Origin of the sequence: Paenibacillus tyrphae (genome assembly GCF_000722545.1) — a bacterium.
Taxonomy (GTDB): domain Bacteria; phylum Bacillota; class Bacilli; order Paenibacillales; family NBRC-103111; genus Paenibacillus_G; species Paenibacillus_G tyrfis.
The window spans coordinates 409,564-432,489 of record NZ_JNVM01000002.1 but is presented as its reverse complement, the minus strand read 5'-3'; the positions used below and the strand labels follow the sequence as shown (position 1 = coordinate 432,489).

At 56.2% G+C, this 22,926-nt stretch carries 22 protein-coding genes and 1 other annotated feature; all 22 genes read left to right on the top strand.

Going from position 1 to position 22,926, the window contains the following annotated elements; all coding sequences use genetic code 11:
* Positions 1–30 precede the first annotated feature (30 nt).
* The 22 genes from bioA (at position 31) to ET33_RS02320 (ending at position 22,816) form a co-directional block, all read left to right on the top strand.
* Complete coding sequence (gene bioA, locus ET33_RS02425) at positions 31–1,398, top strand: adenosylmethionine--8-amino-7-oxononanoate transaminase (protein ID WP_036675866.1); 1,368 nt, start codon at positions 31–33, stop codon at positions 1,396–1,398.
* Complete coding sequence (bioD, locus tag ET33_RS02420; RefSeq protein ID WP_081890170.1) at positions 1,395–2,174, top strand: dethiobiotin synthase; 780 nt, start codon at positions 1,395–1,397, stop codon at positions 2,172–2,174. Before bioA ends, bioD begins: the two co-directional genes overlap by 4 nt.
* Positions 2,175–2,192: 18 nt before the next feature.
* Complete coding sequence (bioB, locus tag ET33_RS02415) at positions 2,193–3,209, top strand: biotin synthase BioB (protein ID WP_051775064.1); 1,017 nt, start codon at positions 2,193–2,195, stop codon at positions 3,207–3,209.
* A 12-nt stretch (positions 3,210–3,221) separates the two neighbouring features.
* Complete coding sequence (gene bioF, locus ET33_RS02410) at positions 3,222–4,400, top strand: 8-amino-7-oxononanoate synthase (RefSeq protein WP_036675864.1); 1,179 nt, start codon at positions 3,222–3,224, stop codon at positions 4,398–4,400.
* Positions 4,397–5,257, top strand: a complete 861-nt coding sequence (locus ET33_RS02405) for an alpha/beta hydrolase (RefSeq protein WP_051775054.1) — start codon at positions 4,397–4,399, stop codon at positions 5,255–5,257. Before bioF ends, ET33_RS02405 begins: the two co-directional genes overlap by 4 nt.
* On the top strand, positions 5,220–6,080 hold the full coding sequence (gene bioC, locus ET33_RS02400) for a malonyl-ACP O-methyltransferase BioC (protein WP_036675862.1): 861 nt from the start codon (positions 5,220–5,222) through the stop codon (positions 6,078–6,080). The genes ET33_RS02405 and bioC overlap by 38 nt, the downstream gene beginning before the upstream one ends.
* A gap of 54 nt (positions 6,081–6,134) precedes the next feature.
* Positions 6,135–6,509, top strand: a complete 375-nt coding sequence (locus ET33_RS02395) for a hypothetical protein (protein WP_036675859.1) — start codon at positions 6,135–6,137, stop codon at positions 6,507–6,509.
* Between the two features lie 235 nt (positions 6,510–6,744).
* Positions 6,745–8,382, top strand: coding sequence for a spore germination protein (locus tag ET33_RS02390; RefSeq protein WP_036675857.1), 1,638 nt, complete (start codon positions 6,745–6,747; stop codon positions 8,380–8,382).
* A complete protein-coding gene (locus ET33_RS02385) occupies positions 8,379–9,584 on the top strand; it encodes a Ger(x)C family spore germination protein (protein WP_036675854.1) in 1,206 nt (401 codons plus the stop codon). Before ET33_RS02390 ends, ET33_RS02385 begins: the two co-directional genes overlap by 4 nt.
* Positions 9,585–9,599: 15 nt before the next feature.
* Positions 9,600–9,833 (top strand): hypothetical protein, encoded by a 234-nt coding sequence (locus ET33_RS02380; RefSeq protein ID WP_036675852.1) that lies wholly within the window; start codon positions 9,600–9,602, stop codon positions 9,831–9,833.
* 39 nt (positions 9,834–9,872) lie between these two features.
* Positions 9,873–10,967: a GerAB/ArcD/ProY family transporter gene (locus tag ET33_RS02375; protein WP_036675849.1), complete on the top strand. Its 1,095-nt coding sequence runs from the start codon at positions 9,873–9,875 to the stop codon at positions 10,965–10,967.
* A 9-nt stretch (positions 10,968–10,976) separates the two neighbouring features.
* Positions 10,977–12,092: a GerAB/ArcD/ProY family transporter gene (locus ET33_RS02370; RefSeq protein ID WP_036675846.1), complete on the top strand. Its 1,116-nt coding sequence runs from the start codon at positions 10,977–10,979 to the stop codon at positions 12,090–12,092.
* 53 nt (positions 12,093–12,145) lie between these two features.
* Positions 12,146–12,661, top strand: a complete 516-nt coding sequence (locus ET33_RS02365; RefSeq protein WP_036675843.1) for a GNAT family N-acetyltransferase — start codon at positions 12,146–12,148, stop codon at positions 12,659–12,661.
* A gap of 43 nt (positions 12,662–12,704) precedes the next feature.
* The gene (locus ET33_RS02360; RefSeq protein WP_036675841.1) at positions 12,705–13,802 is read left to right on the top strand and encodes a GerAB/ArcD/ProY family transporter; all 1,098 of its coding nucleotides are present in this window, start codon (positions 12,705–12,707) and stop codon (positions 13,800–13,802) included.
* Between the two features lie 61 nt (positions 13,803–13,863).
* Complete coding sequence (locus ET33_RS02355) at positions 13,864–14,199, top strand: antibiotic biosynthesis monooxygenase family protein (RefSeq protein ID WP_036675838.1); 336 nt, start codon at positions 13,864–13,866, stop codon at positions 14,197–14,199.
* A gap of 173 nt (positions 14,200–14,372) precedes the next feature.
* Positions 14,373–14,927, top strand: coding sequence for a hypothetical protein (locus tag ET33_RS02350; RefSeq protein ID WP_036675835.1), 555 nt, complete (start codon positions 14,373–14,375; stop codon positions 14,925–14,927).
* A 142-nt stretch (positions 14,928–15,069) separates the two neighbouring features.
* Entirely contained in the window at positions 15,070–15,531 is a 462-nt protein-coding gene (locus tag ET33_RS02345; RefSeq protein ID WP_036676032.1) for a phosphotransferase, read from the top strand.
* Positions 15,532–15,587: 56 nt separating this feature from the next.
* Positions 15,588–16,283 (top strand): DUF4274 domain-containing protein, encoded by a 696-nt coding sequence (locus tag ET33_RS02340; RefSeq protein WP_036676030.1) that lies wholly within the window; start codon positions 15,588–15,590, stop codon positions 16,281–16,283.
* A gap of 16 nt (positions 16,284–16,299) precedes the next feature.
* Positions 16,300–17,607, top strand: a complete 1,308-nt coding sequence (locus ET33_RS02335) for an SMI1/KNR4 family protein (protein ID WP_036675833.1) — start codon at positions 16,300–16,302, stop codon at positions 17,605–17,607.
* An 87-nt stretch (positions 17,608–17,694) separates the two neighbouring features.
* Positions 17,695–17,950 (top strand) — a binding site (T-box leader).
* A 43-nt stretch (positions 17,951–17,993) separates the two neighbouring features.
* A complete protein-coding gene (gene ileS, locus ET33_RS02330) occupies positions 17,994–21,074 on the top strand; it encodes an isoleucine--tRNA ligase (protein WP_036675830.1) in 3,081 nt (1,026 codons plus the stop codon).
* 199 nt (positions 21,075–21,273) lie between these two features.
* Positions 21,274–22,185 (top strand): SDR family oxidoreductase, encoded by a 912-nt coding sequence (locus ET33_RS02325; protein WP_036675828.1) that lies wholly within the window; start codon positions 21,274–21,276, stop codon positions 22,183–22,185.
* 184 nt (positions 22,186–22,369) lie between these two features.
* Positions 22,370–22,816, top strand: coding sequence for a GNAT family N-acetyltransferase (locus tag ET33_RS02320; RefSeq protein WP_036675825.1), 447 nt, complete (start codon positions 22,370–22,372; stop codon positions 22,814–22,816).
* Positions 22,817–22,926 lie beyond the last annotated feature (110 nt).

The window sequence follows — 22,926 nt, the reverse complement described above, 5'->3', positions numbered from 1 at the left end:
CAATTAAAAAAATACAGGCGGTGAACGGTGATGGAAACGGCCACAACCTGCGAAGAGCTGGCGGCTTGGAACAAGGCGTACTTATGGCATCCGTTTACACAGATGAAGGACTATGTTAAAGGCGAGCCTCTCATTATCGAACGGGGCGAAGGCATCTTGCTTTACGATGTTCGGGGACGCGCTTACTATGACGGGTTTTCGTCGGTATGGCTCAACGTGCACGGACACAACGTTCCCGAGTTGAACGAAGCGGTAGCGTCCCAACTGGCGAAAGTCGCTCATTCGACTCTGCTCGGCATGGCCAACGTCCCGGCGATCGAGCTGGCCGCGAAGCTGGTGCGTGTCGCTCCGAAACGGCTGACGAAGGTGTTTTATTCCGATGCCGGTGCGACCGGCGTGGAGATTGCGCTCAAAATGGCGTTCCAGTATTGGCACAACCGGGGCGTCGGCCGCAAAACGAAATTTATTACGATGAACCAGGCTTACCACGGGGACACGCTCGGCGCCGTTAGCGTCGGTGCGATTCCGCTTTACCACGATGTCTTCCGGCCGCTGCTGTTTTCCTCTTACGTCATACCTTATCCCTACGCTTACCGCACCTCAGGCGGGGCTTCCGCCGCGATGGAAGCAACGCTGTCCGCACTGCGGGAGCTGCTGGAATCGCGGGCGGACGAGATTGCGGCGCTCCTTGTGGAGCCTGTCGTGCAAGGAGCGAGCGGCATCATCGTCATGCCGCAAGGATGCTTGCGTGAGATTGACGCGCTGTGCCGCAAGCACGACGTGCTGCTGATCGCCGACGAGGTGGCGACGGGCTTCGGCCGCACCGGAGCGATGTTCGCCTGCGATTTGGAGGGCGTATCGCCCGACCTGATGGTCGTCGGCAAAGGATTGACCGGCGGCTATCTGCCGCTGGCGGCAACGCTGGCAACCGATGAGATTTATGCTGCTTTTTATGCGGACTATTCGGAGCAAAAAACGTTTTTTCACGGTCACTCGTATACGGGCAATCCGCTTGGGTGCGCCGTTGCGCTGGCCAGCCTCCGGCTTCTCGAAGAACGGAAGATGATACATACGGTAAATGCAAAAGCCGCATTTGCGGCGAAGAAATTGGCTCCGCTTGCCGATTGGCCGCATGTCGGCGAAATCCGGCAGCAAGGCCTGATGATCGGGATCGAGCTTGTCCGGGATAAAAAGTCCCGCGAGCCTTATGCCTGGACGGAGCGCATCGGCGTCCGCGTCTGTATGCGGGCGCGAGAGCTCGGCATGCTGACCCGCCCGCTCGGCAACGTGGTTGTTTTGATCCCGCCTCTCGCCAGTACGGAAGCGGAGCTGGATGCGATGACGGATATTTTGGCGGCTGCGATCTATGACGTCACCGAGGAAGGCTGGGGAGCGTGACCGGATCGCACGTGTCGTCTGTGCACGGCAGCGAGAAGCCGCCCGGCCGGAAGCGGTGGCGCGGAATATTCGTCACAGGCACGGATACCGGCGTCGGCAAAACGGTGATTACCGCGGCAATCGCCGCCGCGCTTCGCAGCGAGGGGCAGAACGTCGGCGTCTGGAAGCCGGTCCAGAGCGGAGCGCTTCTCGGCGAGGGAATCACCGACGCCGAACGACTGCTGCGCGGGACGGGTATCGGCGAGCGGCCGGAACAGGTCGCGCCGTTTACGTTCGCAGCGCCGCTGGCTCCGGCGCTTGCCGCCAAGCAAGCCGGCGTAGACTTGACGATGGCCGGGCTTCTGGCGGCAGGGGAACCGTTGGCTGAACGGTACGACGCGCTGCTGATCGAAGGGGCAGGTGGCGCTGCCGTGCCGTTAACCTCCGATGCTCTCGTAGCGGATTTTATCGCGGAGCTTGGCGTTCCGGCGCTGATCGTCGCCCGCTGCGGCCTGGGCACGGTTAACCATACGCTGTTAACCGCAGCGCTGCTGCGGCAGCGGGGGATTCCGGTTGCAGGCGTCGTGATGAACGAGGTCGATCACGCGACATCGCGCAACGACCCGAGCACCGCTGCGAATGCGGAGCTGATTGAGCGCTACGGCGGCCTCTGCGTACTTGGGCAATTCCCGTGGATAAGCGGCGAAGCTACGATGGAGAGGCTCGTGCGAGCCGTGAAGCAGCATATGGACATTTCGCCGGTCCGACAAATATTGGAAAACGTAATAAATTCGTAGGAGGAGAGGGAGATGAGGATGAAGGCAACCGGAATACCCGGAACACCCGAAACGGCTGCGGATTGGCAGGCGTTGGCTCAAAAAGCATTGGATGGGGAACGCTTATCCGTCGAAGAAGGGCTCGCCGTACTGGAGGCCGACAACGACGAAGTGCTGCCGCTGCTGCAGGCCGTTTTTCGGGTACGCAAACATTTCTACGGGAAGAAAGTCAAGCTGAACATGATTATTAACGCCAAAAGCGGCCTTTGCCCCGAGGACTGCGGCTATTGTGCCCAATCCGTCGTGTCCTCGGCGCCAATCGCCAAGTACCCGCTGCTGGAAAAAGCCACGCTGCTGGCCGGCGCGCGCGAAGCGATGGCCCGTCAAGCGGGAACCTATTGCATCGTCGCGTCCGGCAAAGGGCCGACGGACAAAGAGCTGGATCAGGTCATCGAAGCGGTCAAGGAAATCCGCGCGACGATGCCGCTCAAAATTTGCGCATGTCTCGGCCTTTTGAAGGACGATCAAGCCGAACGCCTCGTGGGAGCGGGCGTACACCGCTACAATCATAACTTGAACACGAGCAGAGACAACTATCCTTCCATCACGACAACCCACACCTACGATCAACGGATCGAAATCGTGGAAAAAGTGAAGCGTTACGGCCTGTCCCCTTGCTCCGGCGTGATTATCGGCATGGGCGAAACGAACCGCGAAATCGTGGAGATGGCTTACGCGCTCCGGGAGCTGGATGCTGACTCGATTCCGGTCAACTTCTTGAACGCCATTCCGGGGACTCCGCTGGAACAAGCGCGCCGTACTCCCGCGATGAAGGCGCTCAAGGTGCTGGCGTTGTTCCGGTTGATCTGCCCCTCCAAGGAAATCCGCGTGGCGGGCGGCCGTGAGGTCAATCTCCGGACGCTGCAGCCGCTTGGCTTGTACGCCGCCAATTCGCTGTTCGTCGGTGATTATTTGACGACGAAAGGGCAGGAGGCTATGGTTGACTATCAAATGATCGAAGATTTGGGCTTCGAGATTGAACAATGTGCGCTTTAAGGCGGTGACGGCATGAAATGGATCGAAGACGAGCTTCAGAAGCTGGAAGATCGGTCGCTAAACCGCTCGCTGCAGACCAGCGTCTCGGTTCCCGGCCGCCCAGGATACGTGCTGCGCGGACAAAAAACGCTGCTTGATTTGTCGTCTAACGATTACCTTGGGTTGGCCCGCCATCCGGCCATTGTTGACGCCATGACACAAGCCCTTCTCGCCGAGGGAGCCGGTTCCGGCGCGTCACGTCTGATCACCGGCAACCGGCCTCCCTACGGCCGATTGGAAGAAGCTCTCGCCGCTTGGCAGCAGAGCGAGGCCGCGCTGGTTTTTGCCAACGGCTATATGGCGAACCTCGGCGTCATACAGGTGCTTGCAGGCCGCGGAGATGTCGTGTTCAGCGACCGGCTGAATCACGCGAGCATCGTGGACGGCATCGGATTAAGCCGCGCCGAGCACGCCCGGTACCGCCACAATGACATGGAGCATTTGCGCCGGCTATTGCACAAGCACCGCGATGCAAGATGCAAGCTGATCGTCACGGACGCGGTTTTCTCGATGGACGGCGATGAGGCGCCGCTGGCCGAGCTTGTTGCGCTGAAGCGGGAGTACGGAGCCATCCTCATGGTCGACGAAGCCCATAGCGGTGGGGTCTATGGGACACGCGGCGAAGGGCTGTGTCATGCGCTGGGGCTGCAAAACGGCGTGGACGTGCATGTAGGGACCTTCAGCAAAGCGTTCGGCGTCTACGGAGCCTACGTTTCCGGCAGCCGCACGCTCATCCGCTGGCTGGTCAATAAGGCGAGGCCCGTCATCTACTCGACGGCGCTGCCTCCGTCCGTCATAGCCGGGATCACGGAAGCTCTGAACCTGGTGCAAACGGAACGCCGGCGGCGCGAACGGCTTGCCGCGTCCAGTCGGCAGTTTCGTTCCTTGCTACACAAGGCATGCTTCCAAGTCGGACTCGGAGATTCGCCGATCGTCCCGGTTGTCGTCGGAGACAACGCGACTGCCCTGCGTTTCAGCTCTGCGCTGGAAGCGGAAGGCATCGCCGCCGTTGCCGTTCGCCCCCCGACGGTCCCGGACGGGACGGCGCGCATCCGCTTTTCCTTATCCGCTGCGCATACCCCGGACGACTTGGCCGATGCTGCCCGCCGCATCGAACAGGTCGCGCTTCGGCTGGGGGTGCTGGCGCCATGACGGACCCGATTCGCATTTTCGCGAATAGAGCGGCACTCGGCGCATCGGCCGGAACGCCAAAAACGGCAAAGCCGCGCGGCGCCGTTATCTTATGGCTGGCCGGATGGAGCACGCCGGAAACGGTATTCGCGGAGCTTCAATCGCATCTGCCGGAATTCGTTCATGCCCCGGTACGATTGAGCTGCGCCGAAACGCCGGAGCAGATGAGAGCTCTGGCTGAAGCGGCTGCCGCCGCTTGGTTCACCGGGACAGACCGCGCCCTTCCGAGCCTTGCGTCCTCCCGTAGAAGCGGAAAGCTCCTGATCGCCGGCTGGTCTCTCGGCGGATTGCTTGCGCTGCGGCTTGCCGCCCGGGGGTTCGCGGACGGCCTTGTGCTTTTCGGCGCAACCGCCCGATTCGTCCGCTCCAAGGAACAGGCGAATCTCGGCTGGCCGGACGCCGTTCTCCGGCACATGGCGGCGGCGATCGCCAAGGATCGGCTGGCGGTTGAAGCCCGATTCCGCCAACGGCTGCTATCGGATGAGGAGAAGAAGACCGGCTTCTGCCCGCAGCTTCCCCCGGCAGGAAGCTGGTCGACCGCGGCGCTGCTCGCCGGCATACAGCTTCTCCAGACAGAGAACCATGTCTCGGAACTGCCGGAGATCGCTTGTCCGACGCTTCTGGTCCACGGCAAAGAGGACGAAGTATGCCCGTATGGTGCGGCGGAGGAGCTGTATGAACGGCTGCCGCAAGCGGAGATCCTGCCGGTCGAAGGCAGCGGGTATATCCCGTTTCTTGGGCGGGAGGCCGCTATCGCCGAAGCGATAAGGAGGTGGTGGCATGGAGCACAGGCTGCTTTCGATTCGCCGCCGGTTTGACCGTTCCGCCAGGGCGTCCTACGACGCGCACGCACGCGTTCAACGCGTCATGGCGAATAAGCTTGGCAGGTCGCTGGCCCGCCGGAAGGAGAGAGCCGGCGAAACACGGCCGCATCTGCTGGAAATCGGCTGCGGTACCGGCCTGCTGACCGAGATTTTGCTGCGCGATTGGCCCGATGCGTTCATCACCGCGCTGGATATCGCCCCGGCCATGCTGGAAGCGGCGGAACAGCGCATCCGGTCCAAGGCGGCATCGGCCGACGCAAACCAACGGCTCTCCGTGAGCTTCCACCTGGCGGATGCCGAAGCGTGGGCCGCCCAAGCGGAGCCGTTGTCGTTCGATGTTATCGTCTCAAGCGCTTGCTTTCAGTGGCTGGGCCGCCCGCAGGAAACGCTGCGGCATTTGCGGCGGCTGCTGCGTCCCGGCGGTTTATTGGCGTTCACGACCTTCGGTCCGGAAACGTTCCATGAGCTGCACGAATCGTTTGCCGCCGTTTACCGCTCCTGCGGTCTGGAGCCGCAGCGGCACGGCCTTTCGTTTCTCTCTGCCGGCGAGTGGCGGACCCTACTTCAACATGCGGGCTTTGCGGAGGTTCGGGAAGAGAGTACTATCCGGACCGAAGGCTATGCCTCCGTCAGCGAATTTCTGCACTCGGTCAAAGCGACGGGGGCCAGCGTATCGGCGGCAGACGCTTCGCGAGGCCTTGGCTGGCGTTCCTTATTCGCCGGAATGTTTCGGGAGTACGAAAAACGGTTTCCGGCCCCGGAAGGGATTGCAGCCACGTACCAGCTTCTTTTGCTCCAAGCGGAAGTTCCCTCATGACAAAGTTTCCTGGAAACGGTAAAATGGAAAGGAAGCTACCGGAGGTGGATTACGATGTGCCGCTATGCCATGTATGGCCCGTACAAAAATATTTACGCTTGCTTTTCGTGCCGCAAAGTGTTCAAGCAAACGTCTGATTATGAGCTGAGCAAAATCGAAGTGGCGAACAGACAATACAAGTGTCCGCAATGTGGGGAAGTCATGAATAATATGGGACACGACTTTCAAGCGCCGAAACAGAATGATACCAAGCAGTGGAAAAAAGTCGAGCTTCTGTATGCCCGCGGCTTCAGCTATCATTCCTGCGGCTGCAATGGACCGGGGTACCGGCCGGCGAAGCTGAACGAAGTGGAAGCGTTTTTGGAGGCGAATCGAACGTTCAAGACCGAAGGAGAGGTTCTGCTGCAGAAGCTGTCGGTTAAGGCGTAGAACTGGAAATACAATAAACGAAAAAAAGGCCGGGGATGCTTTCCCACAGGCCTTTTTTTGATGGCTCAACGGACCTTTCGGCCATTCGAACCACTAGGACTTAGTGTACCGTATTTTGGAAGTTTGTGGCAAGAGAACGGTTGTTCGATTGTATCGGACAAATGAATAGATTTTACCAAATTTGAGCAATGTATCAGTAGAACCAGAGTCACATACAAAATGCAGGTGACGGAAGATGCGTTTCTTCAAATTAACCAGAGCCGGAAGGTCCGGACGCAGCGCTGCGGGAAAATGGGAGGCCAATCGGGCCGACTTGCCTCCGCAAGAAGCCACACCCTTAAGCCCGGACATGGAGCTTAATTTAGAGCATATTCGGACGACGACGGGAAACAGCCCGGATCTGATCATACGGACGATTCGCATCGGAGCTTCAGGCACGACGAAGGCGGCGATCATTCATACCGACGGGCTGACGGACAAAGAAATCATTACCCGGTTCTTGGAGTCGTTCTTGCTGCATGCCCGCAATCCGGCGCTATTCCGGGATTTAAACGGGGCGGAGAGCCCATGGACTCCGCTGCAAATGCTTGAAGATTTTACTTTAACGCTCAGTTCGGTAGCGGAAATCGACAATTTTAACGCGCTGTTCGACAACCTGCTGTCCGGCAATATGATCATTCTGATCGACGGATTCGCCAAAGGGCTGTCCGCAGATACGAAGGGCTGGGAAGACCGCGGCGTCCAGGAGGCTTCCGTACAATCCGTTGTACGCGGGCCCCGGGAATCGTTCTCGGAATGTCTGGCTACCAACACTGCTTTAATCCGGCGCAAAATCAAAGACCCGAGGCTGTGGCTGGAATCCCGGTCGATCGGCCGGGTGACGAAGACGAAAGTCGCTTTGATGTACATCAAGGGTATTGCCAACGACAGCACGGTTGAGGAAGTGCGCAGCAGGCTGGACCGCATTGATATCGACGGTATTTTTGAGAGCGGCAATATCGAGGAGCTAATTCAAGAGAAAACGATTACCCCGTTTCCGACAATGTATAATACGGAACGCCCCGACTCGGTCGCAGCGAATCTTTTGGAGGGCCGGGTGGCGATCGTTGTGGACGGGACGCCGTTTGTTCTGGTCGTGCCGGTCGTATTCGCCCAATTTTTTCAGTCTCCCGAAGATTACTATCACCGGTCGGATTACGGGATTATTCGCATTCTCCGATACATTTCCCTGATGATTGCGCTGCTCGCTCCCGCTTTATTTATTTCCGTCACCACCTTTCATCAAGAGATGCTGCCGACCACGCTGATGACCAGTATCGCGACACAGCGGGAAAGGGTGCCGTTTCCGGCGGCTATCGAAGCTTTCCTGATGGAGTTTACGTTCGAGCTTCTCCGTGAGGCGGGCATTCGGATGCCCAGAGCGATCGGCCCCGCGATTTCCATCGTAGGGGCGCTAGTGCTGGGGGAAGCGTCGGTCAGGGCCGGTCTGGTATCCCCGGCTATGGTCATCGTCGTATCGATTACGGCCATTGCCAGCTTTGCCTTTCCTTCATTCGCGATGTCCATTCCGATCCGGATATTACGCTTCGCCTTGATGGGGTTGTCCGCATTCTTCGGCCTTTTCGGCGTGTTTATCGGACTGATTGTGCTTAACCTGCATTTGTGCAGCTTGCATTCGTTCGGAGTTCCTTATATGGCGCCTTTTGCCCCGTACTATCCAAGCGATCAGAAAGACGCCATATTCCGGTTCCCGTTGTCCGCAATGCGAAGACGGCCGGTCCTGATGCAGAGTCCGAACCCGGTTCGGCAAAATACAGTCCCGTCTGAGCCGGATGCGCATCATCAGCGGGAGGGCGGGAGAGGTAACCCATGAAGCGTAGCGTGTCGGTGGTTTGCGTTTTATGCCTGCTGCTCGTCCTGACCACGGGCTGCTGGAGCCGCCGCGAGCTGAACGAGCTGGCGATCGTCACAGGCATTGGCATCGACAAGCTCGATAACCAATACTTGCTGTCGCTCCAAGTGCTCAACATGGGGCAAGCGGGGAGCGAAGCTCCGGGAGGCGGGGGCGGCTCGAGTCTGCCGGTGACGACGCAGTATATAAAGGCGGATTCGGTCTATGAAGGCTTTCGCCGCTTGACGACCAAGCTTCCCCGCAAGCTGTATTTTTCTCATATCCGGGTCCTTGTATTTAGCGAAACGCTAGCGCGAGAAGGGCTGCGGGACATCCTGGATCTGTTTGTGCGCGACCATGAAATTCGGCCGGATTTTTTCCTTATCGTGACCAAAGGCGTCGAAGCCAGGGAAGTTATGAGCCAGATCGTACCGATCGAGCAGTCGCCTGCCACCGCCTTGCTGAAAAGTTTGGAAATCTCCGAAAAAAACTGGTCTCCCACCATTGCCATTACGTTGGACGAGTTTATTACGGATCTGATGAAAGTAGGCAAGGAGGGAGTGATGACCGGCTTGCAATTGAACGGGGATCTTCGCACTGGCCAGACGGATGCGAATTTAAAAAGCGTCAACCCTCCAAGCTATTTCCGGTTTTCCAACATTGGGGTGTTCAAAAACGACAAGCTGGTCGGCTGGCTGAATGAGGATGAAAGCCGGGGCTTCAGTTATATTACCAATCGTGTCAACGCTACGGTGACGGATGTCCCGTGCGATTCGGGAGGAAGATCGACGGTTGAAATTCTTCGAAGCCATACGAACTTAAAAGGCAGCGCGCCCCAAGGTGAACCGGTGATTACCGTCGAAGTCGAGGCAGAAGGCAATATCGGGGAAATCTCGTGCAGGGAAGACTTGTCCAAGCCGGAGACGATCTATGCGTTCGAACGCAGGGCGGAGCGGGTAATTGACGGCTACATCCGTCAAGCGGTTCGCAAGGCTCGGCAAAGCAGCCGCTCCGACATCTTCGGATTCGGCGAGGCGATTCACCGGTACGATCCCCGGAACTGGAATCGCTTGAAGGACGATTGGGACCGGTATTTCATGAGCGTCAAAGTAGACACCCGAATCGACGTCAAGCTGCGCAGAACGGGCAAGGTGGGACAATCGTTCATCGACAAAATGAAATAAGGAGGGACGTTTGTCATGTGGAAGGTGCTGATCGTTTTATTGGCGGCAGCTGCGATTGTTGCCGTCGAATGGCGTTCCTTGATGGAGAGGAAGCTGAAAAGAGAGCTGTGGACATTCTTCCTGCTGTGTATCGTCGGAACAAGCCTCGGTGTGGCGGAAGCGCTGCAGCTCAACATCCCCAATCCGCTGGACTGGATCTCCGCGTTGTATAAGCCGCTGAGCAACCTGATATACGGAAGCTCGGCTTAAGCCCAAATCGTCTGTCGAGGAAATGGCAGGTGGAACCGTATGTTCGATAACGACAAGATCGATACCCATCAATTTACGCTGCTTGTGATTTTATTTGTTGTCGGGGATGCGTTGTTGTACGTGCCTTCGTGGCTGGCTTCCTCCGCCAAACAGGATGCCTGGCTGGCCGCCGCTTTCGGATGCGTCGAGGGCTTAGCGATCGCTTGGCTGTACACGACGCTGGCCAAACGCCACTTTCCGGCGACGTTAATCGATCTATGCCGCTCCGTTCTGGGCCGATGGGCGGGAACGATCGCGGCCTGCTTCTTCGTCAGTTTTATTCTGGTCGATATTTCCATCATGCTGTATGAAATCGGGGACTTCATCACGACGCAGATGATGCCGGAGACCCCGATCGAGGTTGTCATTCTGCTGTTCACCGGCGTCATCGTCCTCGGTGTACGGCAGGGGGCGGTTACGCTGGCTCGCTCTTCCGAATTGGTGTTCCCTTCGTTTGTGCTGCTTTACCTGATGCTGGTCTTGTTTATTTCCCCGCAGATCAGGCCGGAGAATGCCCAGCCGGTGTTGAGCGAAGGGATGAAACCGATTATCCAAGGGAATTTAAGATTTTTTGGAAATTTGGAGGAAAGCGTCATTCTGCTCATGCTGTTTCCTTTTGTCCGTAACCCGGGCAAGGGGGCGAAAGCTTATGCGACGGGCTTGGCTGTCGGCACGATCATCCTTACCGTGTTTTCCACGGTTTCCATTATGGTGATGGGCAGCGATATGACCGCTTTGCTGGCCTATCCGAGCTATGTGCTGGCGCAGAAGGTTGCCGTCGGCAAGTTTTTGGAACGGATCGAAGCCATTATGGCGTTTCTTTGGTTTATCACCGTTTTTGTAAAAATATCCGTCTGCTACTATGCCGCTTCCCATGGGATAGCGCAGATCGTGAAGCTGCCGAGATACCGTCCGGTCACGCTGCCGCTCGCCATGATTTGCTATGCGCTGGCTCTGGTGTTCGTTCCGAACCGGCCGTATTTTGACCATTTTGCCACGAAGTTCTGGACTCCTTACACGCTCACCTTCGGGTTGTTTCTCCCTTTGCTCATGCTCGGAGCGGCTTGGCTGCACAGGTCGCCCGGGAAGAGATGAGGTGAAGGAATGGGCGGTCAACGGAAACTATCGGTATATCAATTTACGGTCCTGACGATCATGTTCTCGCTTGGCTCCACGCTGCTCGTCATTTCATCGGGAATGGCCGATGAGCTGGAGCAGGATGCTTGGCTAGGCGCCGCTTTGGGCACCTTGGGAGGGTTGGTGCTCGTCTGGCTGTATACTGCCTTGGCGGGACGGTTCCCGGACAAGACCTTGACGGAGCTTAGCACGCATCTGCTTGGAAGAACGGCAGGCCGCGTCTTTATGCTCGCCTACTTCTTTTTCAACTTTTACTCCGCAGCTGCTTTAACCTGGTATGTCGGCAACTTCTTGACGACCTATCTATTCACCGAAACCCCCCGGCCGGTCCTGATGATCCTCTATGTTGCCGTCATGCTGTACGGGACGCATCTGGGGCTTGGGGCATTGGCCCGCTCCGCGGAGACGTCTTTCATGATCTTTATGTCCGGGCTTGTCGTCGTCATGTTATCGCTGCTGCCGGAAGCCCGGACCGCGAACTTGATGCCGGTTCTGGAATCGGGACCCGGGCCGCTTGCGCGGGCATCGCTTACGTTTGCAAGTTTCGCCTATTTCCCGTGGATATCATTGCTGATGATTTATCCGAAGCACGTGAGCCGTCCCGAAGCGTGCGGTAAAGCGCTTTATACCGCCGTTCTAAGTTCGGGCGCGATTTTGACGGCCGTAACTGCGTTGACGGTTATGGTGCTTGGACCTGACCGGACGTCCATCGAGTTGTATCCTACCTATAGCCTGACGATGAAAATCAACATCGGCCATTTCTTCGAACGCATCGAAGCGCTGCTTGTCTTGTTGTGGCTGCTCGCTATATTTTATCAAGTGGTACTCTGCTATTACGCTGCTGTATCAGGTTTGGCGCACATGATTCGGGTGGACGAATACCGCTCGCTCAATTTGTCGGCAGGCCTATGCCTGGTGCCTTTTGCACTGCTCATTTATCCGAATGTGGGCTACGAGCAGGCATGGGATTTTAAGGTGTGGCCGTTATTTTCGCTGACGTTTGCCTTGTGGCCGGCGGTTTTGCTGATCGTTGCGACAGTTCGGGGCCGAAGGACGAAACGACATGCAAAAAATGGTAGGTGAAGCGTGGACGATTCGTTATAATGGGAGCAGAATACCAAGGAAGGTGGCTGCTTATGCTCTCGAACGTACCGGTAAGCTTCGATTTGCTTCAATTTCGCAGGACCGCTGAGGAGGATTTGGATTTCGTATTAACGACGGAGCGGCATCCCGATCATGCGCCATTTATCATTTCGTGGACCCCGGATCAGCACCGGGAAGCCATATACGGCAGCGACAAGCTGCATCTCCTCATCGAAACGCCGGACGGCAGGCCTGTCGGCTACCTTATTCTCGCCGGATTGACGAGCCCGAACCGCTGCATCGAACTGGTCCGTATCACCATTGCCGATCAAGGGCGGGGGTACGGCAAAGCGTCGATCCGGTTCGTTCAGAACTACGCGTTCAAGGACTTGAAGGCTCACCGCTTGTGGCTGGATGTCAAGGAGCATAACGCAAGAGCTAAGCATCTTTACGAATCGTCGGGCTTTAAGACGGAAGGAATGCTGCGGGAATGCATCCGGACGAACGGTCGGTACGAATCGCTGATCGTCATGTCCATGCTGGAGCGGGAGTACATATATTTCCTTTAATTGGGCATGTTAATCGGGATCGTCCAACCCGGAGGCTTTGCGGATGAAAAAGTACGCTTTTAACGAAATTACGCTTTGGCAATATATTTTTCTCATTTTCACCTCGGAAATTGGCATCGGCGTCCTCCCGTTTCCTTCGAATGTGGCCCGGTATGCGGGGACGGATAACTGGATATCGGTCATCTTGGGCTGGGTTCTGATTACGGCTGCGAGCTTGTTTATCATCCAAGCCATGAAGCGTTACCCGGACGGCACGCTGCTTGATCTGCTGACGAACTATGGGGGCAAATGGGTGGGAATTGCCGGCGCGATCGTCGTCGCTCTCTATTTTGCTTATTTTTCATACGTCGTTTTCTCCCGGACGGTGATCTTCGTCAAAGCATGGCTGCTGCCGCAAACGCCGGAGATCATGCTCGTCATCATGCTGATCATTCCATTCTGGATCATTGCCCGCAGCGGCGTCCGGGTCCATGGCAGATTTGCGGAGTTCGTTGTCATGATATGCTGCTGGATGCCTTTGATTTTTATCGACGTGCTTTATGACGCCGAATGGCTTCATCTGCTTCCCGTGCTAAAGGAAGGGTGGGGACCGGTGCTGTCGGCGACCCCGGAGATGGTGTTCACGTTCCTGGGCTTCGAAATGACGTTTGTGCTGTATCCGTTTCTGCAAAAGAAAGAACGGGCGGCCCTTGGGGTGATTGCCGCTAATACGATGGCCCTGCTTGTCTACTTGCTGCTGGATTTTATTTGCCTGGTGTTCTACAGCCCGGACGAGATCTTGCAATACAACGAACCGGTGATCAGCTTGCTGAAAGTGGTCGAATTTCCTTTCGTCGAACGCTTTGAAATCGTGTTCCTCGCCTTTTATCTTTTAACTATCGCTCTGACGTGGGTTCCTTTTACGTACTGCAGCGTATACTCCACGAGCTGGATGCTGGGTAAGCCGGACCATCGGCCGCATCTGTTCGTGTTTTTGCTGCTGCTCGTTGTTTCTTATTGGTTTTATCAGCCGACGTTTCGCGACAACGACAAAATGATCGATTGGATGGGCAAATTCGGAGCAGGCTTTGCCGTTGTGTTTCCATTTGTGCTGTGGATGCTTGTTGCGGCTATCGACCGATACCGGAAAACGACCGGTTAATTGACAATGATAATCTTTATCAATATTATAAAGTGGTAAGTTTATCTAGGGGAGTGATTCAATGTTTATTGAAATGAAAACGATTATCGTCAAAGAAGGAACCTCGGATCTGGTCGTTCAGCGCTTCAGCGGAGAGGGCGCCATTGAAAAATCCGAAGGCTTTATCGATTTAAGCGTACTTGTGAAGAAGGCGAGAAAAGGCGACGAAGAGGTCATTGTGATGATTCGCTGGGAGTCCGAGGAAGCGTGGAAGAAATGGGAGACCAGCGAGGTCCATCTCGAAGGGCACAGGCAGGCAAGAGGCAAGCCGAAGCCGGAGCATATCCTTAGCTCGAGCCACGGAAACTACGAAGTGAAGACGGTCAAAGGGCCGTATCAGCAGCAAGCGCAAGCGTGACGGGCCCGCTCCCGTCCGTTCTATCGATTCGGAAACGAAGCCTTCGGCTTAAGCCCGTTATGGGGCGCCGGAGGCTTTTTTTGCTGCCCATATGCTGGAAGGAATCCCTCTGGACAATCGGAGCGGGCTCCATTACAGTATAGAGGAATGACTTGACAAAAGGGGTACGGGAAATGAAAAGCAAGCTCAAAAAAGTATTACTGCCTACGATGGCGCTAAGTCTGATGATCATGGCTCCCGCTATTGCGGAAGGACCGTCCCGTGCGGCGGGACAGCAGCAGCCGCTGCCTGAAGAAATCGCCTTCCAAATTCCGACGAACAATTATTGCAGTGCGGATAAGTCTCTGGATTTTTCGTTCCAATTATCCAATGCCGGCAGCACGCCTGCCGATATTACGGTGTCCTTTTATCAACAGGACGGCACCAAGCTTACGACGGAAGGCACGTCCTACCAGGAGATCGGCTCCACGATCGTCCCCGGCAAGCCTTTTACGCTGAAGGGCTATGCTACCGGGCTGTACCATATCAACTTTGGTAACCATCTCAAGTGCAACGAGCGCGCGTATCTGGGGAGAATCTTCGTCAACTCAGGCAAAGCCTCGCTGCTTGCGAGAGGCTGGGTGAATACGAACGGAACAGTTCAGAACGTCGAAGTGAACGGCAATCAGACGTTCGAGCTGGCCGCTGTGCCGACGGCAGCCGAAGCGGCAGCGGTCAAAGAAGAGTAGGTCAATCAAGTCAGTCCATAGAGGAGCGTGCGGTTTCGTTCAGGAGCCTGCCTCCTCTTTTTTGTATTATTTTTTTCCCTCTTCAAAACAGGAAACGTATGGTAAAGTAGATGGATCGGCGGAAGCTATCGGGGGGAACGTTATGGGTGCCAATTGGGACGACGAAAGCATCGCGAGGGAAGCTTTAAAGCAATTCCCGGTTCATAGGGAGCGGCTTGTTTACTTGGGGAAGAGCGATAATGTGACCTTTCAGGTGAAGACGAAGCAGGAAAGCTTGAACTATCTGATGAAGCTGCATTATGCTACAAAGGGAAGCCATTCCCAAAAGGCTGTCGAATCGGAGCTGCTGTGGCTCGAAGCGCTAGCCGCGGATACGACCTTGACGGTACCTTCTCCGGTAAGAAACCGCGACAACGGGCTGACCGCAGAGCTAGCCATCAACGCATCCCGGGAAAGTATCGTCGTCACGCTGCATCGGTGGGTGAATGGCGAGCTGCTGGACAGGGAGCCGACACCCGGGGAAACTCGAAGCCTGGCGCAGCTCATGGCTGCGCTGCACAAGCATGCGATGGAGTGGGATGCTCCCGCAGGGTTCGCCCGGTGATGAAAAGCTATTTCGAAAAATACCTGAAAGACGAACCGGTTCTAGGAGGGGGATACATGCTATTGTTTGAAGCGATCAAAAACCGGTCGATGGCGGCGCTCGAAGCCGCAGCGTCAGCAGACGATGTGAACGGGCAGGACAAGTTCGGCCGCACTCCGCTGCATTATATCATTACGCAAAAAGCGCCGATGGAGATGTTTGCTTTTTTGCTCGCCAAGGGAGCCGATCCGCAGCTGGAAGACAAGCTCGGCTTAACGGTACTGGAAAAAGCGATCAAATTCGGCAATAAGCAGGCGGTGGTACTGCTGATCGCGCATGGCATCGAACTGGACCATCCGAAGGGCATTACGCATACGCCTTGGTTTAAGGCGAGACATCATACGGAAATTGCCGATCTGCTGCTTGGCGCGAAAGGGGCCTTCCGGTTAACGCTGACGGAGGCGGAAAGCGAGCTGGTCGATTCTCTGCTCTATTCGGAGAACGAGGAGCGCATGGCCCGGCTGCACCTGTTGAACACGCCGGAGCTTCTGCACGCTTTTGTGCTGGGATTTAACTGGGACGACGATTTGGGGCCGATCGAGGCGCTTGTGCGGCACCCGGAGTGCGGGGAAGCGACGGCTTACGAAATATACGATCTTGCGGACGGAGACTACTGGCTGGAGCGCGAGAGGATCGAGGATGAGTACGAGCGGCAGTACATCGCGTTAATCCGTTATACGCTGGAAAGATTTCCGCAGTTGAAGGCTACCTAAAGGAGAAGACGGAAGCATGAGGGAGAGAGTAAAAGGATGGATCGATCGCTGGGACACGCTGCTGAAGCGCCTTGAAGCGCAGGGCGCAACGGTGCGCGAATGGGTCATCGAGTCGGAAGCGGATGAGGAACGCGTGAGGGAAACGGAGGCGCGCCTCGGAATCGGGTTGCCGCCGACCGTGCGCCGAATCGTTGCCGAAGGAGCCGGAAAAGTTACGATTTACTGGCATTTTGATAAAGAGACGCTAGCCCCCTTTGAATCGTCCGGAGAGCTGGCGTGGAGTCTCGATGCGTTCGAATGGCCGTATTTCGGCGACGATGAGCTGGAGGAGGAGAAGCGATATCTTGCTTTTCATGTAGCCGGTAACGGGGACTATGTGCTGCTCGATCTCGAAGGCCATCCGGACGATCCGCCTGTCGTCAGTTGGGGACATGAGACGGGCGAGTTTCTGCTGCTGGCCCCATCGTTCACCGAATTTGTGGAGCGGGTAACGGAGCTGGCTTTGGTCGGCGCCGAGGATAGCGCGTATGAGCCCTTCTGCGGTCCGGACGGTCTGGAGGTCGACGGAGCGAACGCGAAGGCATGGAAAGCTTGGCTGGACCGCTATTTGACACTTACGCTGGAAGAGGCGGCGAAGAAGCTGCCGTCGCTTATCGACTATATTACGTTCCACGAAGCGGAGGATGCGGGGGTGCGTGAAGCTCTTGCGCGCTATGAGCCTGCCGCTGTGCTGGAGGCATGGCTGTCCAGACTTGAGCGGGAGACGTACTGGGGCAACCGGGATCGGCTGTTCGGGTACATAGGGGAAACCGTCGGCGAAGCGGCGGCGGATTGGGTGCGTTCGCTCTGGTCGGACCAGCCTCCGGTTGCAGTGTCGAACCATAGCAGAGCGTATTTGTCGGCATGCTGCCTTCCGGGGCGTGAAGGGCTGGAGCGGGTGTTGGCCCGGCTAGAGCAGGAGGCACAGAGCGGAAAAATCGACGGCTACAGCACCAATGGCTTGCTGCGGTATTTTCGAAGCCGGGACGTCATCCGGTGGGCGGAGTCTCACGTCGCGTTTCCGTTCGGAGGCTGGGACGAGCTGTTCGCGGCCTCCGCGCCGAACTGGGAGGACGTCTGCCGCTGGCTGGACGGGCATGAGGCCATGCGGCAGACGGCGCTGTCCGCACTCGGGAAGTTGTTCGCAAGAGGGGAAGTTCCGGAGGGCGAGCCGGATCGCGATGAAATTATACGTCTGCTGGAGAAGGCCGAGCAGGAAGCCGTGCTGAAGAAGGAAAAGGAAGCGGTTCGGCGGGTAACGGCACATTTGGCCGATTGGCGGTAGCGGGGGCAGGACGAATGTACTGTCCGCGATTAGCACTGTTGACATTTGGTTGAAACTGGTGTACAACTGTAATAATTGAATTCCCTGTTAAATTCATTGACGAGAACGAGTACGCTAATCCCTTGTTCCCCAGAGAGTTGGCCCTGTGCTGAAAGCCAACGTTCAAGAATTAGCCGAACATCCTCTCCGAGAAGGAATGCTGAAGCTTCAGTAAGCAGCCCCGGGATCCCGCCGTTACAAGGGACGCGTATGATGGTACGTCGTAGAGGTGCCGCGGGATCATGTTTCATGATGGTTGCTGCGGAACAAGGGTGGTAGCGCGAGAACAAATCTCGTCCCTTACGGGGCGGGATTTTTTTGTTTTTTAAGAAGAAAGGATGAGACCTGTGAGAAAAGTCGACGTGAAAGAAAAAGCGAGAGTCCGCGAGCTTCGCGTGCTGGAGCAGTGGAGACGGGACGAAACGCACCGCAAATCGATCGAGAACCGGGCCGATCGCCCGAATTTCGTGTTCTATGAAGGGCCCCCGACAGCCAACGGCTCGCCGCATATCGGGCATGTGCTCGGGCGCGTCGTGAAAGATTTCATCTGCCGTTACAAAACGATGTCCGGCTACCGCGTCGTCCGCAAAGCCGGCTGGGACACGCACGGTCTCCCGGTCGAGCTGGGCGTCGAGAAGCAGCTCGGCATCTCGGGCAAGCAGGAGATCGAGAAGTACGGCGTGGCCGAATTTGTGGAAAAATGCAAAAGCAGCGTATTCGAATACGAGAAGCAGTGGCGGGAGCTGACCGAAGCGATCGCGTATTGGACGGATATGGACCATCCGTATGTGACGCTGACCAACGAATATATCGAGAGCGTCTGGCACCTTTTGTCCGTAATCCACGGCAAAGGGCTGCTGTATAAAGGACACCGGGTCAGCCCGTACTGTCCGGACTGTCAAACGACGCTCAGCTCGCACGAAGTGGCACAGGGCTATGAGGATGTCAAGGACTTGAGCGCAACCGTAAAATTCAAAAGCAAGCGCGGGAACGAAATCTTCCTCGCCTGGACGACCACTCCGTGGACGCTGCCGTCCAACGTGGCGCTTGCCGTGAACAAAGACATCGACTATGCGAAGGTCAAGTATAACGGCGAAGTGTATGTCGTCGCGGAGAAGCTTGCCGAGAACGTGTTCAAGGCGGACTACGAAATTGTGTCTGTGCATAAAGGATCGGAGTTCGTCGGCATCCCTTACGAGCCGCCTTTCGGCTATGTCCGTCCGGGCAAAGGGCATATCGTCGTCGATGCGGACTACGTGAGCGATACGAGCGGGACTGGTATCGTCCATACGGCTCCTGCGCACGGGGAGGACGACTACCGGACGACCCGCAAGCACGAGCTGGATTACGTCAACCTCGTGAACCTGGCCGGCCGTTACACCGAGCAGGTGACGGAATTCGCCGGACGCTTCGTCAAAGATTGCGATGTCGATATTGTGAAAAGCTTGTCTGAGCGCGGCCTGCTGTTTTCCAAAGAGCGTTACGAGCACAGCTACCCGTTCTGCTGGCGCTGTAAATCGCCGCTGCTGTACTATGCGATGGAAAGCTGGTTCATCCGGACGACGGCGGTCAAGGATCAATTGATCGAGAACAACCGCAAGATCAACTGGTATCCTTCCCACCTCCGCGAAGGCCGCTTCGGCAAGTTTCTCGAAGAGCTCGTCGATTGGAACATCAGCCGCAACCGCTACTGGGGGACGCCGCTGAACGTTTGGGTATGCGGGGATTGCGGACAAGAGCATGCGCCGGAAAGCCGGAAAGAGCTGCGGGAACGGGCGATTCAGCCGCTTGACGAGAACCTGGAGCTGCACAAGCCGTATGTCGACGAAGTGAAGCTGCGCTGCGCCTGCGGCGGCACGATGGAGAGAACCCCGGAAGTGATCGACGTCTGGTTCGACAGCGGCTCGATGCCTTTTGCGCAGTATCATCATCCGTTCGGCGACGAGCAGTTGTTCCGCGAGCAGTATCCGGCGGATATGATCTGCGAAGGGATCGATCAGACGCGGGGCTGGTTCTTCAGCCTGCTAGCCGTCTCGACGCTGTACAATGGTCAGTCGCCTTACAAAGCCGTCATTTCGACCGGGCACGTGCTGGACGAGAACGGACAGAAAATGTCCAAGAGCAAGGGCAACGGCATCGATCCTTGGGAAATCATTGAAGAGTTCGGCACCGACGCGTTCCGGTGGGCGCTGCTGGCCGACAGCGCGCCATGGAACAGCAAGCGGTTCTCCAAGCAAATCGTCGCCGAAGCGAAATCGAAGGTGATCGACACGCTCCATAACGCGCATGCGTTTTATGCGCTGTATGCGGCGATCGACGGCTATAAGCCGGAGGAGCACCCGCTGCGGGCTTCCGCGAACGAGCTGGACCGCTGGATTGTATCGAGGCTGAACAGCACCTTGCGCCAGGTCGTGAAGGGGCTGGACGATAACGATTTCTTGAATCCGGCGAAGCAGATTGAGGCGTTCGTCGACGAGCTGAGCAACTGGTATATCCGCCGCTCCCGCGATCGTTTCTGGGCCAGCGGCATGACCGAGGATAAAGTGTCCGCGTACCAGACGCTCCGCGAAGTGCTCTTGACGCTTGCCACCATGATCGCGCCCTATGCGCCGCTTATCGCCGAAGACATCTACGGCAATCTTGGCGGGGAGGGAAGCGTTCATCTCGCGGATTACCCGAAGGCGAGCGATTCCGCGGTGGATACGACCCTCGAGCGGGACATGGAAACCGCACGGCAAATCGTCGAGCTGGCGCGCAGCGTCCGGAACGAAACCGGGATCAAAACCCGCCAGCCGCTGGCGGAGCTGATCGTTTCGCTGGACCGGGACTTCCATCTGAGTCGGTATGCGGATATCGTCAAAGAGGAGATCAACGTCAAAGACATCCGCATTGAGCAAAGCGACAGCGGGTTCGTGGACTTCAGCTTGAAGCTGAACCTGAAAGTGGCCGGCAAAAAATACGGCAAATTTGTCGGACCGGTACAAAGCGGCCTGAAGCAGCTGTCTGCCGCGGAAGCGAAGCAAGCAGTCGCCGCGGGCTTCCTGGATGTGGCGGTCGACGGAGAAACGCTTCATCTTACGCTTGACGAGCTGCTCGTGGACAAACAAGCGAAAGCCGGCTTCGCCTCCGCGTCCTGCTACGGAATTACCGTTGCTTTAAATACGGCGATCACGGAGGAGTTGGAGCAGGAAGGGCTTGTCCGGGAGGTCGTCCGCGCCGTTCAGGATTACCGCAAAAAGCTGGAGCTGCCGATCGAAAAGCGCGTCGTGCTCGTGCTCGACGTCGATCCGCAGTTGAAGGAAGCGCTGGAGCGGTTCGATCATGTGCTGCAGGACAACGTGCTGCTGTCCGGCGTCCAGTATGCCAAGGAAACAGGGATGGAATCCGTTTCGTTAGGAGAGCGCACGATCGGTCTGCGTATTGAATAATCCCGCTGCTTTTGCTTGAAGCAGAGGGGACATATATGGCACAAAGCATCAAGATGCGAGACGTCTTGACGCTTTGTGTCGTTTCTTTTTTTAGCAGGTACTTGAATTATTGATGTCGGGAAAGATTTATATATGACATAGGTTGGCTGGGTAGGTTGTTTAAAATGAAAGAGAATCAACGACCAAGGAGGAATCATCGATGAAGTCTTTGCATGGAAAGGTGGCTCTGGTTGCCGGCGCTACGCGCGGCGCGGGCCGAGGCATTGCGATTGAATTGGGAGCGTCCGGAGCCACGGTTTATGTCACCGGCCGTACAACCCGGGCGAAACGCTCCGAGTATGACCGGCCCGAGACGATCGAAGAGACGGCCGAGCTTGTCACTTGCGCGGGCGGCAAAGGGATCGCGGTTCAAGTGGACCATCTCGAACCGGACCAGGTCCGGGATCTGGTCTCACGCATAGAACAGGAACAGGGGCGGCTGGACATCCTGGTCAACGACATTTGGGGCTCCGAGTACTTGATGCAATGGAACGTGCCCGTTTGGAAGCATTCCCTCGAAGGAGGGCTTCGCATGCTGCGACTGGCGGTCGATACGCATATCATTACGAGCCATTTTGCGCTGCCCTTATTAATCCGCACCGGCAACGGACTGGTCGTTGAAATGACCGACGGTACGGAGGAATACAACCGTCAAAATTATCGACTTTCGCTGTTTTACGATTTGGCCAAAACTTCCGCCATTCGCATGGCCCGGTCTTTGGCCCATGAGCTTGCGCCACACCAATGTACGGCGGTGGCAGTGACCCCCGGTTGGATGCGCTCCGAAATCATGCTGGAGCATTTCGGGGTGAAGGAAGAGAACTGGCGCGACGCCGCTTCGAAAGAACCTCATTTCATGATCTCGGAAACGCCGCGGTTTGTTGGCCGGGCCATTGCCGCGCTGGCTGCCGACCCGAAGGTTTCCCGGTGGAACGGCCAGTCCTTGTCAAGCGGCCAGCTTGCGCAAGTATACGGGTTCCATGATCTTGACGGTTCACGGCCGGATTGCTGGAGGTATATCGTCGAGGTGCAGGATGCGGGAAAACCGGCGGATGTCACCGGGTACCGTTAATCGGCGGACGAGGAAAAGACACCTGAATGAACGTGCGGCAGTTGCGGACGTTACTTGTCCACGACTGCCGCTTGTGTATGCGAGCGGTCGTTACGCAGCTTAGTGTTTTTTCCGGGGAATATATTTTATAATGAAGTTCAGGATTTCAGTTTTGCTGTACTCATGTGAAACGAGGAGACTGAAGATGGACGGAATAAACATCAGGAGCGTTAGTGTAACGGATTATCGCGATATTTATTCGCTGAATCTGGATTTTAATCCCAGTTTTTATGCTTTTTCGGAGGAGCAAGTAAAAGAACGGATCGAATTCATCACGAACCATACAAAAGATATCATTCTCGTTAGTGAACAAAACAACGAGGTCATTGGCTACATTCATGGAAGCCCGTACTATTTACTTTTTTCTGAATCTTTAGTAAATATTTTAGGGTTTGTAGTCAAAAAAAAGTATAGAAATAATGGTATCGGTAGTATGTTGATCCAGAGTCTTGAAGATTGGGCGGAGACCAACGGGTTTTCCGGAATTAAATTGCTATCCCACCCGAGTCGAATTCATGCACATCGGTTCTACGAACGAAGAGGTTATGTTTTTACAAAGGACCAAAAAAATTTTATAAAAATGTTTAAGTAATGCTCATCATTTGATAAATGTGCAAACATTAAAACAGCGGCAGTCTAGGACTTTGATTCTCTCATCCAAGGCTGCCGGTCTTAATTATTCCAAGCTAATCTAAGTCTTCC

Excerpts from the sequence above, each read along its gene's own strand:
- bioF (WP_036675864.1), top strand. The coding sequence starts at position 3,222 with ATGAAATGGATCGAAGACGAGCTTCAGAAGCTGGAAGATCGGTCGCTA.
- ET33_RS02365 (WP_036675843.1), top strand. The coding sequence starts at position 12,146 with ATGCTCTCGAACGTACCGGTAAGCTTCGATTTGCTTCAATTTCGCAGG.
- bioA (WP_036675866.1), top strand. The coding sequence starts at position 31 with ATGGAAACGGCCACAACCTGCGAAGAGCTGGCGGCTTGGAACAAGGCG.
- ET33_RS02375 (WP_036675849.1), top strand. The coding sequence starts at position 9,873 with ATGTTCGATAACGACAAGATCGATACCCATCAATTTACGCTGCTTGTG.
- ET33_RS02395 (WP_036675859.1), top strand. The coding sequence starts at position 6,135 with ATGTGCCGCTATGCCATGTATGGCCCGTACAAAAATATTTACGCTTGC.
- ET33_RS02350 (WP_036675835.1), top strand. The coding sequence starts at position 14,373 with ATGAAAAGCAAGCTCAAAAAAGTATTACTGCCTACGATGGCGCTAAGT.
- ET33_RS02385 (WP_036675854.1), top strand. The coding sequence starts at position 8,379 with ATGAAGCGTAGCGTGTCGGTGGTTTGCGTTTTATGCCTGCTGCTCGTC.
- ET33_RS02370 (WP_036675846.1), top strand. The coding sequence starts at position 10,977 with ATGGGCGGTCAACGGAAACTATCGGTATATCAATTTACGGTCCTGACG.
- ET33_RS02345 (WP_036676032.1), top strand. The coding sequence starts at position 15,070 with ATGGGTGCCAATTGGGACGACGAAAGCATCGCGAGGGAAGCTTTAAAG.
- ET33_RS02335 (WP_036675833.1), top strand. The coding sequence starts at position 16,300 with ATGAGGGAGAGAGTAAAAGGATGGATCGATCGCTGGGACACGCTGCTG.
- ET33_RS02380 (WP_036675852.1), top strand. The coding sequence starts at position 9,600 with ATGTGGAAGGTGCTGATCGTTTTATTGGCGGCAGCTGCGATTGTTGCC.
- bioC (WP_036675862.1), top strand. The coding sequence starts at position 5,220 with ATGGAGCACAGGCTGCTTTCGATTCGCCGCCGGTTTGACCGTTCCGCC.
- ET33_RS02320 (WP_036675825.1), top strand. The coding sequence starts at position 22,370 with ATGGACGGAATAAACATCAGGAGCGTTAGTGTAACGGATTATCGCGAT.
- bioB (WP_051775064.1), top strand. The coding sequence starts at position 2,193 with ATGAAGGCAACCGGAATACCCGGAACACCCGAAACGGCTGCGGATTGG.
- ET33_RS02340 (WP_036676030.1), top strand. The coding sequence starts at position 15,588 with ATGCTATTGTTTGAAGCGATCAAAAACCGGTCGATGGCGGCGCTCGAA.
- ET33_RS02355 (WP_036675838.1), top strand. The coding sequence starts at position 13,864 with ATGTTTATTGAAATGAAAACGATTATCGTCAAAGAAGGAACCTCGGAT.
- ET33_RS02325 (WP_036675828.1), top strand. The coding sequence starts at position 21,274 with ATGAAGTCTTTGCATGGAAAGGTGGCTCTGGTTGCCGGCGCTACGCGC.
- ET33_RS02405 (WP_051775054.1), top strand. The coding sequence starts at position 4,397 with ATGACGGACCCGATTCGCATTTTCGCGAATAGAGCGGCACTCGGCGCA.
- ET33_RS02360 (WP_036675841.1), top strand. The coding sequence starts at position 12,705 with ATGAAAAAGTACGCTTTTAACGAAATTACGCTTTGGCAATATATTTTT.
- ET33_RS02390 (WP_036675857.1), top strand. The coding sequence starts at position 6,745 with ATGCGTTTCTTCAAATTAACCAGAGCCGGAAGGTCCGGACGCAGCGCT.